Annotated in this window: 16 protein-coding genes; 10 read left to right on the forward strand and 6 right to left on the reverse strand. The window is 67.1% G+C overall.

From position 1 onward, the window contains the following. Positions 1 to 183: 183 nt before the first annotated feature. Positions 184 to 699, reverse strand: a complete 516-nt coding sequence (locus AB4Z09_RS27310; RefSeq protein WP_114724557.1) for a MarR family winged helix-turn-helix transcriptional regulator — start codon at positions 697 to 699, stop codon at positions 184 to 186. A 76-nt stretch (positions 700 to 775) separates the two neighbouring features. Here AB4Z09_RS27310 and AB4Z09_RS27315 point away from each other — a divergent pair, with 76 nt between their 5' ends. Next, the gene (locus tag AB4Z09_RS27315) at positions 776 to 2,197 is read left to right on the forward strand and encodes an FUSC family protein (protein WP_442241192.1); all 1,422 of its coding nucleotides are present in this window, start codon (positions 776 to 778) and stop codon (positions 2,195 to 2,197) included. Here AB4Z09_RS27315 and AB4Z09_RS27320 read toward each other — a convergent pair whose 3' ends face one another. Beyond that, the gene (locus AB4Z09_RS27320) at positions 2,198 to 4,054 is read right to left on the reverse strand and encodes a galactan 5-O-arabinofuranosyltransferase (protein ID WP_442241197.1); all 1,857 of its coding nucleotides are present in this window, start codon (positions 4,052 to 4,054) and stop codon (positions 2,198 to 2,200) included. Positions 4,055 to 4,186: 132 nt separating this feature from the next. Here AB4Z09_RS27320 and AB4Z09_RS27325 point away from each other — a divergent pair, with 132 nt between their 5' ends. Beyond that, positions 4,187 to 5,062 carry an alpha/beta fold hydrolase gene (locus AB4Z09_RS27325; protein WP_442241193.1) on the forward strand — a complete coding sequence of 292 codons (876 nt, stop codon included), beginning with the start codon at positions 4,187 to 4,189 and terminating at the stop codon, positions 5,060 to 5,062. A gap of 87 nt (positions 5,063 to 5,149) precedes the next feature. Here AB4Z09_RS27325 and AB4Z09_RS27330 read toward each other — a convergent pair whose 3' ends face one another. Next, positions 5,150 to 5,767, reverse strand: a complete 618-nt coding sequence (locus AB4Z09_RS27330) for a TetR/AcrR family transcriptional regulator (protein WP_174907505.1) — start codon at positions 5,765 to 5,767, stop codon at positions 5,150 to 5,152. A gap of 143 nt (positions 5,768 to 5,910) precedes the next feature. On the opposite strand from AB4Z09_RS27330, the gene AB4Z09_RS27335 reads away from it, so the two are divergent. The 8 genes from AB4Z09_RS27335 (at position 5,911) to AB4Z09_RS27370 (ending at position 13,465) form a co-directional block, all read left to right on the forward strand. Continuing rightward, positions 5,911 to 6,702: a 3'(2'),5'-bisphosphate nucleotidase CysQ gene (locus AB4Z09_RS27335; RefSeq protein WP_174907507.1), complete on the forward strand. Its 792-nt coding sequence runs from the start codon at positions 5,911 to 5,913 to the stop codon at positions 6,700 to 6,702. Then, the gene (gene cysD, locus AB4Z09_RS27340; RefSeq protein ID WP_114724563.1) at positions 6,699 to 7,604 is read left to right on the forward strand and encodes a sulfate adenylyltransferase subunit CysD; all 906 of its coding nucleotides are present in this window, start codon (positions 6,699 to 6,701) and stop codon (positions 7,602 to 7,604) included. Before AB4Z09_RS27335 ends, cysD begins: the two co-directional genes overlap by 4 nt. Next, positions 7,604 to 9,505, forward strand: a complete 1,902-nt coding sequence (gene cysN, locus AB4Z09_RS27345; RefSeq protein WP_114724564.1) for a sulfate adenylyltransferase subunit CysN — start codon at positions 7,604 to 7,606, stop codon at positions 9,503 to 9,505. The genes cysD and cysN overlap by 1 nt, the downstream gene beginning before the upstream one ends. A gap of 58 nt (positions 9,506 to 9,563) precedes the next feature. Further along, entirely contained in the window at positions 9,564 to 9,926 is a 363-nt protein-coding gene (locus AB4Z09_RS27350; protein WP_114724565.1) for a nuclear transport factor 2 family protein, read from the forward strand. A gap of 15 nt (positions 9,927 to 9,941) precedes the next feature. Beyond that, complete coding sequence (locus AB4Z09_RS27355) at positions 9,942 to 10,760, forward strand: SDR family oxidoreductase (protein ID WP_442241198.1); 819 nt, start codon at positions 9,942 to 9,944, stop codon at positions 10,758 to 10,760. A 31-nt stretch (positions 10,761 to 10,791) separates the two neighbouring features. Beyond that, positions 10,792 to 11,937 carry a sulfotransferase family protein gene (locus AB4Z09_RS27360; RefSeq protein WP_442241194.1) on the forward strand — a complete coding sequence of 382 codons (1,146 nt, stop codon included), beginning with the start codon at positions 10,792 to 10,794 and terminating at the stop codon, positions 11,935 to 11,937. A gap of 40 nt (positions 11,938 to 11,977) precedes the next feature. Further along, complete coding sequence (locus tag AB4Z09_RS27365; RefSeq protein WP_442241195.1) at positions 11,978 to 13,039, forward strand: DUF1214 domain-containing protein; 1,062 nt, start codon at positions 11,978 to 11,980, stop codon at positions 13,037 to 13,039. A 141-nt stretch (positions 13,040 to 13,180) separates the two neighbouring features. Further along, the gene (locus AB4Z09_RS27370) at positions 13,181 to 13,465 is read left to right on the forward strand and encodes a hypothetical protein (RefSeq protein ID WP_114724568.1); all 285 of its coding nucleotides are present in this window, start codon (positions 13,181 to 13,183) and stop codon (positions 13,463 to 13,465) included. A 74-nt stretch (positions 13,466 to 13,539) separates the two neighbouring features. Here the strand turns inward: AB4Z09_RS27370 and AB4Z09_RS27375 are convergent, their stop codons facing one another. From AB4Z09_RS27375 to AB4Z09_RS27385, 3 genes are all read right to left on the reverse strand, one after another. Beyond that, complete coding sequence (locus tag AB4Z09_RS27375) at positions 13,540 to 14,301, reverse strand: decaprenylphospho-beta-D-erythro-pentofuranosid-2-ulose 2-reductase (RefSeq protein ID WP_442241196.1); 762 nt, start codon at positions 14,299 to 14,301, stop codon at positions 13,540 to 13,542. After that, complete coding sequence (locus AB4Z09_RS27380) at positions 14,298 to 15,722, reverse strand: FAD-binding oxidoreductase (protein ID WP_174907516.1); 1,425 nt, start codon at positions 15,720 to 15,722, stop codon at positions 14,298 to 14,300. The genes AB4Z09_RS27375 and AB4Z09_RS27380 overlap by 4 nt, the downstream gene beginning before the upstream one ends. 150 nt (positions 15,723 to 15,872) lie before the next feature. After that, a partial coding sequence (locus AB4Z09_RS27385; protein WP_442241199.1) for a Fe-Mn family superoxide dismutase occupies positions 15,873 to 16,019 on the reverse strand: 147 nt, incomplete at its 5' end.

Here is a 16,019-nt window from a genome sequence, read left to right on the forward strand (position 1 = left end):
CCGGAAGCTAAGCCCTCCAGCGCCGATGGTACTGCACCCGACAGGGTGTGGGAGAGTAGGACACCGCCGAACACCCTTTCACCGAAGGCCCCCACCCATCAGGGTGGGGGCCTTCGGCATTTCCGCATGTCTGCACCCGAAACCCCTCCCGCCCGGCAGGCGGCGAGAGCGGGATGCGGGTTCCTACGGGCGGTCGGCTGCGTCGCTGTTGTACGCAATGCGACGTAGCAGCCGGGCCAACTGGGCGCGGTCGTCCTCATCGAGCCCGTCGAGAAGTCGGCGATCACGATCGACGCGCTCCGGAAACTCGGCGTCGACCAGCGCGCGTCCGGCGTCGGTCACCGCGAGCAGGACCACTCGCCCGTCGCGCTCGAAGCGCCGGCGTTCCAGCAGACCCATCTTGACGAGTCGGTCGGCGTGCTTGGTGGTGGCGGCGCCGCTGACCATCGTCACGGCCGTAACCTCACTGGCCCGAAGTGGACGATCGCTGCGGGCGAGGGCGCACAGCACCTCGAACTCTGCGCGGGAGACCCCGCTGTCGCCGAGCGCCCGCTCGAGTCGATGCAGTGCCTGGGAGCTGATGCGGGTGATCCGGCCGATGACCTCGATCGGTGAGGTGTCGACCTCCGGGTAGGACAGGGCCCACTCCTGGCGAACCTTGTCGATGAAATCGCGTTCCGGACTGTCGGTCGAATCCACACACCCATCCTATCGGTGTGCCAACATCACTTCATTAGTAATTTACTCGTGAAGTAATGCGTGTAGACTGGGGCGAGTGGCAGCACTCGATACGTCCCGAACCACCAGGATCGATCACGCGCGCAGCGCCCTCGCTCATTCCGTTTCGCCCAGAACGTGGCGTTGTGCGTTCGAGGTGCGGGCTGCGGACGCGACCATCGCGCCTGCGCTGCGGGTGGGGCTCGCTTCTGCGGTCGTGTTCGTCGGCGGTGGACTGCTCGGGTTCCAGGAGCTGGCCGGTCTGGCAACGCTCGGTGCGCTATCGTCGGCGTTCGGCCGGTACGAGCCGTACCCGCGGCTGGCCGGGAAGGTCGCGCTGGTCGGCGTCGCGCTGATCGTGTTCGTCGCGTTCGGTGGCGCGCTCGGTGCAGCAGGGCTGCCGATGTGGGCGCAGGTGGGCGTGCTGTCCCTCGCCGCCGGTGTCGCGTCGGCGTACATGAACGCCTTCCGACTGCTCGGGCCCGGCCCGGTGATCCTCGTGTTCGCGGCCACTGGGGCCGCGGGCTACACCGCGTCCGCATCGGACATCGCCGCAGCCACTGCGGCCACTGCCGTCGGCGTCCTGGTGGGTTGGATCGCGGCGATGCTGCCGGCGCTGATCCTGCCGCTCGGTCCCGCGCGTCTCGCGGCGGCACGGGCCCTCGTGGCCGTCGGATCCCTCGAACGTGTCGGCGCCGACGGCGTCGCTCCCGCGCAGGCTGCAATCGCGCGGGCCCGTGAAGTGCTTGCGGCGAGCGGACGTTCGCGGACCGAACACGTGCATGCGCGCGACCTCGCGGCACTGCTGGACATGGCGGACGACGCCGTCGAGCTGTGGGTCGCGGAAGGTGACGTCACCCTCGTCCGGGACATCGCGCAGCACGAACGGGAGCTACGAAAGCTCAAGCGCGCCAGCGTCCTCGGTGGGGTGGCCGACGACCGGTCGTCGGGTCGATCGGAGCTGCCGACGCCGCACGGCGTCCTCGCGAACGGCGTCTCCCGCCTCCGGTCCGGCGAGGTGCGGCACACCGCGGTCCGGGTCCTTCTCGCTTCCGCGGCATCGGGCTGGATCGCGATGGCCGTGGGCGTCGAGCATCCCCTCTGGGCATCGATGGGTGCGATCGCGGTGCTGCAGGGACTCAACTTCACGCACACGGTGCAGCGCGGAATCCAGCGTCTGCTCGGCAACATCGGTGGCGCCCTCATCGCCGCAGTACTCCTTGCCGCCAGCCTGGGTTACTGGCAGATGGTCGCCGTGGTCGTCGTGCTGCAGATCGCGGCCGAACTGATGGTGCTCGTGAACTACGGGCTCACGACGCTGGCCGTCACCCCGATGGCGCTGCTGCTGATCGGGTTCACGTCACCGATCTCCCCCGACGCGGGGATCAGCCGCGTCGTGGACACCCTCATCGGCGTCGTGATCGGGGTGGTCATCGCCGCGGTGACGGTCAGCCGGGCCGACCGTCACCACCTGGCCTGATCAGCCGACCCGGTTCACCACGACGAACGGGCCCGCTTCTTCGATCGTGAAACGCGGATCGTCGAACAGCTCCTTCGGGAACGTGACGCTGTATCGCCGGACGTTCGGGTCGTTGGGGTAGACGTCCTCCGCCAGCCGCAGGGTGTAGCCGTCGGAGCCCTTGCGGAACACGAACACATCCGGTGCGCGCCACGGCAGTTCGTCCAGCGCGGCGATCAGCTGGTCGGGTGTCTCGAGCTCGGTCCAGCTCTCGATGGCCGCCGCGCGCTCGCGGAACTCCGCGAGCGGATTCGCGTAGTGCGACGTGAGCGCCTGGAAACCGAAGTACGGGTAGAAGCTGAGGAAGCTGGTGTCGGAGGTCAGCACGACGGTGTCGTGGCGTTCGCCCGGGCGCTGCTCGGTGATGATGCGGTCGACGTCGCCGTAGTACGCGGCCGCGCCGGGAGGCCGCTTGTCGGCACGAACGCCGTCACCGTCGGTGTCGGTGTAGGCGATGGTGATGTCACTCGCGAGGACCTGGGGGATGTTCTGCGTGAAGGCGATCAACCCGGCGAGCCCGATCACGACGATCGAGGCCTTGACGCGGGGGTTCTCGCTGGTCGCGAGGACCAGCCAGCGGGAGAACTCGAAGAAGCCGAACACTCCGGCGGTGCCGAGCAGCAGGATCAGCACCGGCTCGAGCCGGAACGACAGCAGCGTGCTGCCGACGACGGTGGCCGTCATGGACAGCAGCGACCACAGGTAGACCGCGATCACGCCGATGCCGAGCGCCTGCGCCCGGCGCGACGATGCCGCCCGGCTGACCAGCCAGATCGTGCCCAGCATGCACAGTGCGCCGGCGAGCGAGAAGTGGAGCATCGGAAGCGGCAGGTGCGCACCGGCGTCGGGCAGGTAGTGTGTCGCGGTGCCGCTGTCCGCCGGGATCCCGCGCAGGGCCTCGAGCAGGTACGGCAGCCACACGGTGAGGGCGATCGCGATCGCGATCGCCGCGGTGACGATCAGTCGCAGAAGCGGATCCAGCATCGCACGCCACGACCCCTGCGCGCGGACGGCGAGGCCGGCCGAGACGATCGCCATGAGCGTGACCGCGAATGCCGCGAAGCCGAGGTACAGGGTGTAGAAGGCGGCTGCGACACCGAGGAACAGGCCCGTCCCGACGACGGCGCCCCATCCGCCGCTGCGGGTCTGTGTCGACTTCTCCGGCCGGTACAGGCCACCCCACGCGAGCACCAGCACCGGCGGGATCAGGACGGCGATCACGGCGCCGTACGGTTCCGCGGAGCCGTACGCGACCGTCAGCGCGGCCGCCGCGAGGGCCACCACGACAGCCCAGTCGGCGCGAATCAGCTTGTTCCACAAGACCAGCGCGAGCACGGCGGCCACGGCGATCGACGCGATCGCATACGGCTTGAACGCTTCCCAGCCGTCCATACCGAGCAGGTTCGCGACCCGTCCGCCGATCCAGAACCAGCCGGCCGGGTAGTAGGGCGGCAGATCCGCGTACGTCATGTCGTGCAGAGCCGCGGAATCGGTGAGGCGCGTGAGGTATTCGGTGCGGAACTCCTGGTCCACCGAGACCCCGTGCAGGTACAGCTTGGTCGCGCTCAACGGCATGCCGAGCGTGACCGTCACAAATCCGGAAAGTCCGGCCCACGACAGCACCGTCGCCGCGCGGACCCACCGTCGCGCTCGATAGAGGAGCACGCTCACGGCAAGGACGGCGATCGTGACGATCTGCCCCACTGTTGTCACGGCCTGCGTGACGTTCGACGACGGGAACGCGGGCCACGACACCTGGCCGAATGTGAACAGCCCCACCGCGGCCACGATCGCGGCGACCACGGCCGCGAGCAGCATCTCGACCGCGGTACCGGCAGCCCGTCGGGCAGGGGCGACGCGCGGCTCTACGAGGGGGGCGGCTCCTGATTGCGACACGGCCCGAGCTTACTTGGGTGCGACGCGCGAATCGGTGTTCAGTAGGTTCGAGGAATGAGCGACGAGCAGGCGCAGACCCCGCGGTGGTTCCTCGATGCGTTGGCGGCTCCGGTCGAGACCGGCAGCGTCGACGTCGACGGCGCCGAGGTGCGGTTCCGGGCGTGGGGCGAGGCCGGCCGCCCGGGCATCGTCCTGGTCCACGGCGGTGCGGCGCACTCGAGGTGGTGGGATCACGTCGGCCCGCAGCTGGCCGGAGACCGGCGCGTCGTCGCCCTCGACATGAGCGGTCACGGTGACAGCGGTACGCGCGAACAGTATTCGCTGGACCTGTGGGCGGACGAGGTGGCCGCGGTGGCCGGGGCGTCGGGCATCGAGGGGCGGCCGGTGGTGGTCGGTCACAGCATGGGCGGCATCGTCGCGTTCGTCGCGGCGCATCTGTACGGCGATCGGTTGGCCGGCGTGCAGATCATCGACTCGCCGATCCGTCAGCGCACGCCCGAGGAGGAGGCGGCCCGGCGCAAGGCCGCATTCGGACCCAAGAAGGTGTACGCCGATCGCGGCGAGGCACTCTCGCGGTTCCGGTTCGTGCCGCCACAGGATACCGGCGTGCCGGGCGTGCGCGATCACGTCGCCGAGACGTCGCTGACGGCCGTCGAGGGCGGTTGGTCGTGGAAGTTCGATCCGGCGGTGTTCACCCGTTCCGGCGGCAACACGTTGGCGGTCGCGCAGCCGCGGTGCCCCATTGCGTACTTCCGCGCCGAACACGGCATCGTCTCGCCCGAGCTGATGGCGGAGATGCGCGAGCGGTTCGGTCCGTCGGCGATCGTCGCCGAGATCCCGGACGCCGGGCACCATGCGATGATCGACCAGCCGCTCGCGCTGGTCACCGGCATTCGGACGGTGCTGTACGCCTGGGCGGCCTCCGCCTGACCGCCGCTACTCGCGTTTTGCGCACTTGTCGGTGTCCGAAGGGCCCGACGAATAGCGACAAGTGCGCAAAACGCGGGTAGTGACGCCCTAGTCCGAGACCGTGACGGCTCGCGCCAGTGCGGTCGCCGCAAACTCGACGAACTCCGCCGTGTCCAGGTCCTGCGCCCAGTTGTTGACGATGGTGTCGGCCACGCCCTGCAACCCGGACAGGACGTACGGCAGGAGCGCGCGATCCTCGCGCAGGGTCCGGCCCTCGGCGGCCGCGGCTTCGTGGAGAGCCTTGCGGAGTTCCTCGTTGTACAGCTTGGCGGTCTTACGCACCTGGCGGACCGAATCGCGATCCGATCCCGCCGCGCCCTCGACGTCACGCCAGGTCGCGGTCAGGCGGCCGACCCGACCCCATTGTCTCGCCGACTCGGGGATCACCGCGGCGATCAGTGCGGCCACACCGTGATCGCGGGGTAGCGCCGCGACGAAGGCGGTGGACTCGATCTGGCTCTCGTTGAGCAGTGCGGTGAAGATCTCCTGCTTGTCCGCGAAGTATTGGTAGATCAGGCCGGTGCTCGTACCCGATCGTTTCGCCACCGCCCGGATCGTCAGCGCGGTGTAGCCGCCCTCGTCCAGGAGCGCGGCCGCGGCGTCCAGCGTGCGGCGGCGCCGAGCCTCCGCATCTCCGTAGATCGACTTGCTGCCCGGTACACCCATGGGACCACCGTATCGGGGGATCGTCTGAGGTCCAAGCTCGATCGAACAATGTTCATTCTGAGGCAGCGGAAACGCCCAGGAAGAATGAACAATGTTCGTTCTGGGATTGAACATGGTTCATTCTGTGGCTACAGTCACGTTCCATGAGCCATGAAGCCGCCATCACGACGCCACCCGATTCGACGGACCAGCGGGATGCGGACAGTCGCGCGGCGGTGGAGATCGCCACGGCGGCAGGCCGTCTGCTGCTCGATCATCGGCGCCGACTGGACGACACCGACGTCGATCCGGCCGAAGTCCGCAATGCCGCGGACAGGCTCAGTCACGAGTTCCTCGTCGGCGCGCTGGCGCAGTGGTTCCCGGGCGACGCCGTGCTGTCCGAGGAGGGCGCGGACGATCTCGCGCGCCTCGCCGCCGACCGCGTGTGGATCGTCGACCCCCTCGACGGCACCCGCGAGTACGGCGAGAAGGGTCGCGACGACTGGGCCGTGCACGTCGCGCTCGTCGAGGGCGGGGACCTGACGGTTGGCGCGGTGGCGATGCCTGCGCTCGGGACCACCTTCTCGACGGTCGACGCTCCCGCGTCGTACGCACCGCTGTTCGGCGCGCCCCGGGTGGTCGTCAGTCGCACTCGCCGGCCCGAACCCGTGATGGCGATGGCGGACGCGCTCGGTGCCGAGCTGATCGAGATGGGCTCGGCGGGTGCGAAGGCGATGGCGGTGGTCCGCGGTGAGGCCGACGTCTACGCGCACGCCGGCGGACAGTACGAGTGGGACTCGGCCGCGCCCGTCGCGGTGGCCCGTGCTGCGGGACTGCATGTTTCACGGATCGACGGATCCGCCCTGATCTACAACCAGGAGAACCCCTGGCTGCCCGACCTACTGATCTGCCGGCCCGAACTGGCAGGCAAAGCACTGGAGGCACTTCGGCGATGACCCGAACACTGACCCACCTCGAGCGGCTCGAGGCCGAGAGCATCCACATCATGCGGGAAGCCGTCGCCGAGAGCGAGAATCCCGTGATGCTGTACTCGGTCGGCAAGGACTCCGCCGTGATGCTGCACCTGGCGCGGAAGGCGTTCTATCCGTCGCGGCTGCCGTTCCCGCTCCTCCACGTCGACACCACGTGGAAGTTCCGTGAGATGTACAAGCTGCGCGACGAATCCGCTGCCGCAGGCGATTTCGACCTCCTCGTTTACAAGAACCCGGAATGCGTGGAGAAGGGCATCAACCCGTTCACACACGGCTCCGCGACGCATACCGATATGTGGAAGACCGAGGGACTCAAGCAGGCCCTCGACCTGTACAAGTTCGATGCCGCGTTCGGCGGCGCGCGCCGTGACGAGGAGAAGTCCCGCGCGAAGGAGCGGGTGTTCTCGATCCGCTCCGCCGAGCACCGCTGGGATCCCAAGCAGCAACGCCCGGAGTTGTGGCGGATGTACAACGTCCGCAAGTCCCCGGGTGAGTCCCTGCGGGTGTTCCCGCTGTCGAACTGGACGGAACTCGATGTGTGGGAATACATCCGGCAGGAGAACATCCCGATCGTGCCGCTGTACTTCGCGGCGAAGCGCCCCGTCGTGGAGCGTGACGGCGCACTGATCATGGTCGACGACGACCGCATGCCGTTGCTGCCCGGCGAGCAGCCGCAGCTCAAGAGCGTCCGGTTCCGCACTCTGGGCTGCTACCCGCTCACCGGTGCGGTCGAATCCACCGCCGAGACCTTGACCGACATCATCCAGGAAATGTTGTTGACCACCACCTCCGAGCGTCAGGGCCGGGTGATCGACCACGACAGCAGCGCCTCGATGGAGAAGAAGAAGCAGGAAGGTTACTTCTGATGACTCAGCCTTCGGATCTGATCGCCGACGACATCGAGCAGTACCTCGCCCGGCACGCGAACAAGTCGATGCTCCGGTTCATCACCTGTGGCAGCGTCGACGACGGCAAGTCCACCCTCATCGGCCGGCTGTTGTACGAGTCGAAGCTGGTGTTCGAGGACCAACTGTCGGCGCTCGAGGCCGACTCCCGCAAGGTCGGCACGCAGGGCGACGGCCTCGACTTCGCGCTGCTGGTCGACGGTTTGGCCGCTGAGCGCGAGCAGGGCATCACCATCGACGTCGCCTACCGCTACTTCTCCACCGAACGCCGCAAGTTCGTCGTCGCGGACACCCCCGGCCACGAGCAGTACACCCGCAACATGGTCACCGGCGCCTCCACCGCGGATCTCGCGGTGATCCTCGTCGACGCCCGCAAGGGTGTGCTCACTCAGACCCGCCGGCACTCCTACCTCGTCTCGCTCCTCGGTATCCGGAACGTGGTCCTCGCGGTGAACAAGCTGGACCTGGTGGACTATTCGCAGGACGTCTTCGAGGAGATCGTCGCCGAGTACGCGGGTTTCGCGGCCGAGATCGGGCTCACCGACGTCGTCGCGATCCCGTTGTCCGCGTACATGGGTGACAACCTCACCGAACGCAGCATGAACACCGCCTGGTACGACGGTCCGACGCTGATCGAGCACCTCGAGACCGTCGAAATCTCCAGCGAGCTGAGCAGCGGCCCGTTCCGGATGCCGGTGCAGTGGGTCAACCGACCGGATCTCGACTTCCGCGGCTTCTCCGGGCAGATCGTCGGCGGCATCCTGCGCCCCGGTGATCGTGTCCGGGTGCTGCCCAGCGGCAAGGAATCGACCGTCGATCGGATCGTCACGATGGGCGGCGATCTCGATGAGGCGATCGCCGGCCAATCGGTCACCGTCACCCTGACCGACGAGATCGACATCAGCCGCGGCGACGTCCTCGCCGTCGCCGACGCACTACCCGGGGTCGCCGACCAGTTCGAGGCGCACGTGGTGTGGATGGGCGAGCACGAGATGCTCCCCGAACGCCCGTACCTGTGTCAGATCGGGACCATGACCGTGCAGGCGCGGATCACCAAGCCCAAGCACAAGATCAACGTCAACACCCTCGAGAAGACGGCGACGAACACGCTGGCGCTCAACGAGATCGGCGTCTGCAACATCAGCTTCGACCGGCCGGTGCCGTTCGATCCGTACGCCGACAACCGGGACACCGGTGGTTTCATCCTGATCGACCGGCTCACCAACACCACCGTCGGCGCCGGCATGATCGCGCACTCGCTGCGCCGATCCGACAACATCCACTGGCAGGCCGTCGACGTCGACGGCCAGGCCCGCGCCACACTCAACGGTCATCGGCCGCAGGTGCTGTGGTTCACCGGCCTGTCCGGATCCGGGAAGTCGACCATCGCGAACGAACTCGAGCGGCAGCTGTATGCGCTGGGCTGCCACACCTACCTCCTCGACGGCGACAACGTCCGGCACGGCCTGAACCGGGATCTCGGGTTCACCGAGGCCGACCGGGTGGAGAACATCCGCCGCGTCACCGAGGTCGCCCGGCTGATGGCCGACGCCGGCCTGGTCGTCCTCGCCTCGTTCATCTCCCCGTTCCGGGCCGAACGCGACGCCGCCCGGGAGGTGATCGGCGTGGACCAGTTCTGCGAGGTGTTCATCGACACCCCCATCGCCGTCGCCGAACAGCGGGATCCCAAGGGGCTCTACAAGAAAGCCCGCCGCGGCGATCTCGCCAACTTCACCGGCATCGACTCGCCGTACGAGTCGCCGGAGGCGCCCGATCTGCGGATCGACACGACCACGACGTCGCCCGAGGATGCGAGCAGGCAGATCATCGCGCTCCTGCGCGGCCGTGGTGTCATCGCCTGATCGGACGGCTTCCGCCGATCCTGTCCCGTGTTCCACCGATCATACGAAGGAGATCCTGTTGCCCACTCGAGACGAAATCTGTTCGGCGATAGACGCGTACGTCAAGCATCTGGGAAACCACGATGTGGACCAACTGGTATCGCTATTCGCGGACGATGCGGTGCAGCACGAGCCGCTGGGAGTGCGGACCTACCGCGGTATCGACGAGATCCGGGAGTTCGACACTCAGAACGCGAAGGTGGCGTTCTCGGTGAGCCGCCACTCGCCGATCGTCGTCTCCGGTCGGTACGCCGCGACGCAGCTGCGCGTCCAGCCCGAGGGGATGCCGGCCTTCCTCGCCAGCGATCTCTTCGAGTTCGACGACGCGTGCAAGATCGTCTCCCTCAGTGTGGTTCTCGATCCCGAAGCGCGCGCGGACTAGGGCGGGTCGGTGACCATGTCGGGGATGGTGGACGCCGGGGCGGTGCGGACGAGACTCCCGCTGCTCGAGGGCAAGGTAGTCGTGGTCGCGGGCGTGGGTCCGGGGCTGGGTCGAGCGATCGCGGTGCGCAGCGCCGATGCGGGTGCGCGGGTGATCCTCGCCGCCCGCACAGAGTCGCGGCTGGACGCGGTGGCCGAGGAGATCCGGGACAGCGGTGGTACCGCACTGTGTGTGCCAACCGATCTCACGGAGGCCGCCTCCGTCCAGGCGCTCGCAGACAGGGCTCTCTCGGAGTTCGGGCGGGTGGATGCGGTGGTGCACAACGCGTTCGTGCAACCCGCGTACGTCGGCCTGCTCGACGCGGCACCAGACGACGTGCGGCAGGGGATCGACATCAACCTGCTGTCGTCGCTGAACCTGACGCGGGTGGTGGCTCCGGCGCTCGTGGAGTCCCAGGGATCCGTCGTGATGATCAACTCGATGGTGATCCGCAATCAGTTGCCCAACTTCGGTGCCTATCGGGTGATGAAGGCGGGGCTGCTCGCGCTCGCCCGGAGCCTGTCGGTGGAGCTCGGGCCCGACGGGGTACGGGTGAATTCGGTTGCACCGGGATATATCTGGGCCGACTCGGTGAAGAAGATGTTCGAGCGCCGGGCGGAGGAGCGCGGAGTCGATCCCGCCGTGGTCTATGCAGAGGTTGCGGCCGACACCGACCTGCGCCGGCTGCCCGAGCCCGACGACATCGCGAACGCGGTGGTGTTCCTCGCCTCCGACTTCGCCCGCGCCATCACGGGACAGTGCCTCGACGTCAACTGCGGGCACACCCACCACTGAACCTCACTCTCACTCTCGCAAGGAATTACAGATGACACAGGAGGACGACGGTGTGGGCACGATCGGAGACCTGCACCAGGCCGCTCGCGAGGCGACCGGGCTCGACGACTTCGGTGGCACCGAGCATCTCGAGGGGCTGCGGGTGCTGCTCGATTCGTTCGAGCGGGAAGCGGACCTCACCCCGCACGGGCGTGTGATCGCCCGCAAGATGATCACCAGCGCGCTCTCGGGCCGCCTGATCAGCGAGGCCGGATTCGCCCGCCACCCCGAGCACGTCGACGTTCCGGTGCGGCGCCCCGTCTTCGTGTGCGGGCTGACGCGGACCGGGAGCACCGCGCTGCACCGGTTGCTCGGCGCGGACCCGGCACACCAGGGCGTCGAGATGTGGCTCGCCGAGTCGCCGCAGCCACGACCCGACCGCGAGAATTGGTCGCAGAATGAGGATTTCCTGCGTTCGGACGCGTTCTACCGGGCCCGCCAGGCGAACGAGGCGGCTCTCATGAAGGTGCACTTCATGGGGGCCGAGGAAGTGGAGGAATGCTGGCGCCTGCTGCAGCAGACGATGCTCTCGATCTCATTCGAATGTGTGGCGTACGTGCCGAGCTATTCGACGTGGCTGGCGGGACAGGACTGGACCGAGACCTACGCGCGGCACAAGAAGAACCTGCAGTTGATCGGGCTGCGGGACCCGGGCCGGCGGTGGGTGCTCAAGAGCCCCAGCCATGTGTTCGCGATCGACGAGATCATGGGGGTGTACCCGGATGCGTTGATCGTCCGGACGTTCCGGGATCCGCAGACGTCGATGGCGTCCACGTTCAGCCTCGCCGAGCAGGGAAAGCACGACATGTCGACTGCGTTCGACCGTGAGACCATCGGGCGTACCCAGCTCGACCTGTGGGCGCGCGGCAATGCGCACTTCAACAGTGCTCGGGCACGGTACGACCCGGATCAGTTCGTCGACGTGGACTACAAGGATTTCGTTGCCGATCCGATCGGAACGGTCGAGAAGATCTACGCCCGGTTCTCGCTGCCGTTCACCGATGAGGCGCGCCGTGCGGTGACGGAGTCTCACCAGAGCAGCCTCGCAGACCATCGGCGGCCGGCGCACCAGTACGCGCTCGAGGAGTTCGGCGTGACGGCAGCCGACGTCGAGGCGAAGTTCGCCGCCACCGCCTGAAGCACGTCCTCGAAACATCAACCAGAACAGGGATACTCACATGAACGCCACCTGGGAGAAGTTCTGCGCCGACCTGCTCGACGCGGGCAACATCCTGCAGGACGAGATCGTCCCGCAGGATCCGCTGACGCAGGCCGAGGGCGTCCGCTACCTGTCACGCCTTCTGCGTTATGCGACGATCAACTGCGTCGAGTACACCGATCCACGGTGGCCGAGTTTCACGTCGGCGCCCAACCCGAACATGATGACGAAGATCGGCGCCGACAATCCGGACAACGTCTACATGCGCGCCAACATCTCCGGGAAGTACAGCTACCGGATCACCGGCACCCGGGGAACGGTCCCGCTGATCACCTTCGGTTCCCGCGTCAATCGGTACCACATCGACGGCACCATGATGCAGACCGGCGACCTGCACATTCACGACATCGACGTCGATGAGCACGGCCGCTTCGAGTTCATCGCGAGCGTCGACAAGCCCGCCGAGGGTGCCTGGCTGCCGATGGCGCCGGACAGCAACCTCATCTCCGTCCGCCAGACCTACCGGGACCGGCGCAACGAGGTCCCCGCCGAGCTGTCCAYCGAATGCCTCGACCCCGACGGTGAATTCGTGCCGCTGAGTCCCGAGGAGATAGGCGAGCGCCTCGGGAAGGCGGTCGGCATGGTCCGCGGCACCGCCAACACGTTCCTCGAGTGGTCCCGCAAGTTCCAGCCTCACACCAACGAGATCTTCGACTGGGGGCAGGACTACTTCCAGAACGCCGGAGGCGACCCGACGATCTTCTACCTGCACGGTTACTGGAAACTCGCCGAGGACGAGGCGTGGGTGATCGAGACCGAGGTCCCGAACTGCGAGTACTTCAACTTCGTGCTGCAGAACTTCTGGGTGGAGTCGCTCGACTACAACCGGACGAACATCTACATCAACAACCACACCGCGAAGCTCAACGACGACGGCACCCTGACGATCGTGGTGTCGGCCAAGGATCCCGGCTACGGCAACTGGATCGACACCGACGCCCACACCGAGGGGACGTGGGCGATGCGCTGGATCAAGGCGGATTCGCACCCGATCCCGACATCGAAGGTCGTGAAGATCTGATCACCGTGGACTGAGGTGCGTCTGTCGGGGGAGGGGAAGGGTGGGCGAATCGGCATCCTCGGGTGCCTGGTGGCGGTCACCGCGGGAGGCCATTGTTGTTTGTGTCCAACCGGACCCGACACCGACCAGAAAGACCGCCACATGATCTCTCGAACCGTAAAGACCCTCGCCGCTTCGCTTCTCGTCGCCGGCGGCGTGCTCGGCGCCCAGGCCGCAGTAGCCCACGCCGAGATCCGCACCGCACCCGACGGGACACAGACGACCGTGTGTGTCTACGACGGCAAGGACTACAGCGTCGGCAGCAAGGTCTACCACCCGGACGGCACGTACCAGACCTGCAAGAGCGACGGCACGTGGCAGCGCGTCAAGCCGAACACCGGCAACGACATGAGGGCCGTCCCCGCTCAGCCCCGTTCGGCGATGTAGGAACAGCGATACCCCGGAACGAGATTCGGCCCACCACAGTGCACTGTGGTGGGCCGAATCGTGAACGGCTGTTCCTAGATGGGCAGCTTGCGGAAGATCGCGCGCGGCACGTGCCGCAGCCCCATCATCACGAAGCGCCACGGACCGGGGGTCCAGACGATCTCCTTGCCCTTGTCGGACGCCGCCACCGCGAGCGCGGCGACGTCTTCCTTGTTCACCGTCAGCGGGGCTTCCTTGACGTGCGCGCTGAACTGGGTGCGCACCATGCCCGGGCGAACGACGGTGACCTTGGGGCCGAACGGCGCCAGGGCCTCGCCGAGGCCGAGGTAGAAGCCGTCAAGGCCGGCCTTGGTGGAGCCGTAGACGAAGTTGGCGCGCTTGACGCGCTCACCGGCCACCGACGACATCGCGATGATGCGGCCGAAGCCCTGCGTCTTCATCTTCTCGCCGACCAGCACGCCGACGGAGACCGCGGCGGTGTAGTTGACGTTCGCGATCAGTACGGCCTTGCGCTGGTTCTGCCACAGTTCCTCGGCGTCGCCGTCGAGCGCGAACGCGACGATCACCACGTCCACGTCGCCGCCGGCCCACGCCTGGTCGATGACCTTGGGGTGGCTCTCGGTGTCGAGGGCGTCGAAGTCGATGACGTCGACCTGGGTGGCGCCCGCGGCCTTCATCTGCGCGACGGCGGCGTCGCGGCCCGGATCGTTCGGCAGCGCAGCGAGAATCACGCGCAGCGGCGCCTTCTTCAGGTATTCCTCGCAGATCGCCAGACCGATCTCGGACGTGCCGCCGAGGAGCAGCAGGGTCTGGGGGTTACCGACGGCGTTGATCACTGCAGTTCCAACCTTCTGGACATGTCGGAGGCGAAAACGCCTGTGGGGTCGACGGATCGGCGGACCTTGATCCACTCGTTGATCCGGGGGTACATGGCGTGGAACGTCTCGGCCGTGGTCCGCGAGTCCTTCGCGGTGTACAGGCGGCCGCCGAACTCGAGCACGCGCTTGTCGAGTTCGGTGACGAACTCGTTGAGGCCCGGCTTGATCCGGAAGTCGACGCAGATGTTCCACCCGGCCATCGGGAAGCTCAGCGGTGCCTTGTTGCCCTCGCCGAACAGCTTGAACACGTTGAGGAACGAGTGGTGCCCCGACGACTGGATGTCGCGGATGATCTGCTTGAACTCGCCGACGGCCTCCGGCGGCACCACGAACTGGTACTGCAGGAAACCGTTGGAGCCGTAGCCGCGGTTCCACTCACCGAACAGATCCAGCGGGTGGTAGAACTGCGTCAGATTCTGGATCTGGTTGTCCGCGTTCTTCGTCTTCCGGTAGTACAGCTCGCCGATCACCGAGAAGTTGAACTTGTTCGCGAGGCCGTTGGGGAAGACGTCCGGCAGCGTCAGCAGCGTCGGAGCGTCGAACTTGAGCGGATCCTTCTGCAGCTTCGCGGGCAGCTGATCCAGCTTGGCGAGACTGCCCCGAGAGACCGCGGCCCGGCCCAGCTTCGGCTCCGGCGAGATCGCGTCGAACCAGGCGCTCGAGTAGTCGTAGTTCTCCTCGCTGCCGTCGCTGTGCAGGGCGATGGTCTCGTCGAGGTCGGCCGTGCGACGGCTGTCCGCGATGAAGTACGCGGTCTCCGTCGGCGTCATCTCGATGGTCGCCTTGAGGATGATGCCCGTCAGGCCCATGCCGCCGACGGTGGCCCAGAACAGCTTCGCGTTCCGGCCGGCCGGGGTGAGCGTGCGGATCTGGCCGTCGGCGGTCAGTAGATCCATCGAGCGCACGTGATTGCCGAAGCTACCGGCGCTGTGATGGTTCTTGCCGTGGATGTCCGACGCGATTGCGCCGCCGATCGTGACCTGGCGGGTGCCCGGCAGCACCGGAACCCACAGGCCGAACGGCAGTGCGGCGCGCATCAGCTGATCCAGGCTCACACCGGCATCCAGCGTCACCAGGTGGGTGTTGGAGTCGATGTTGTGGATTCGCTTCAGGGCGTTCATGTCGACGACGAGTCCACCGGCGTTCTGCGCCGGGTCGCCGTACGAGCGGCCCAGACCGCGCGCGATGACGCCTCGCCGCAGGTGTGCGGGCTTGGACTCGTTCTGCTCCGCCACCTGGGCGACCGCCTTGGCGATCACCTCGACGTCGGGCGTGGACAGCACCTGTGCCGTGGTGGGCGCGGTGCGCCCCCAACCGGTGAGGGTGCGGGTCTGCGTGGGGAGGGGCTCGTGAGCCGTCTCTTCTGCTGGCGTGGACATCGCGTACGAGGTTACCTGGCGGTAGTGCGTGGGCCCCTGTGTGAGTGCGCCGATCCACAACTTCTTTACTCGCGTTTTGCGCACTTGTCGGCCTTTTCGGGGCCTCGGGAACAACGACAAGTGCGCAAAACGCGGGAGAGGGAGATCGGATCAGGCGGGGACGATGAGTCCGGYGGTCTGGGTGCGGGCGGCGGCGAAGCGGGTGGCGACGTCGTTCCAGTTGACGATGTTCCAGAAGGCGTTGACGTAGTCGCCCTTGACGTTCTGGTAGTCGAGGTAGAAGGCGTGTTCCCACAT

Origin of the sequence: Rhodococcus sp. TAF43, assembly GCF_052113525.1 — a bacterium.
In the GTDB taxonomy this organism is placed as follows: Bacteria; Actinomycetota; Actinomycetes; order Mycobacteriales; family Mycobacteriaceae; genus Prescottella.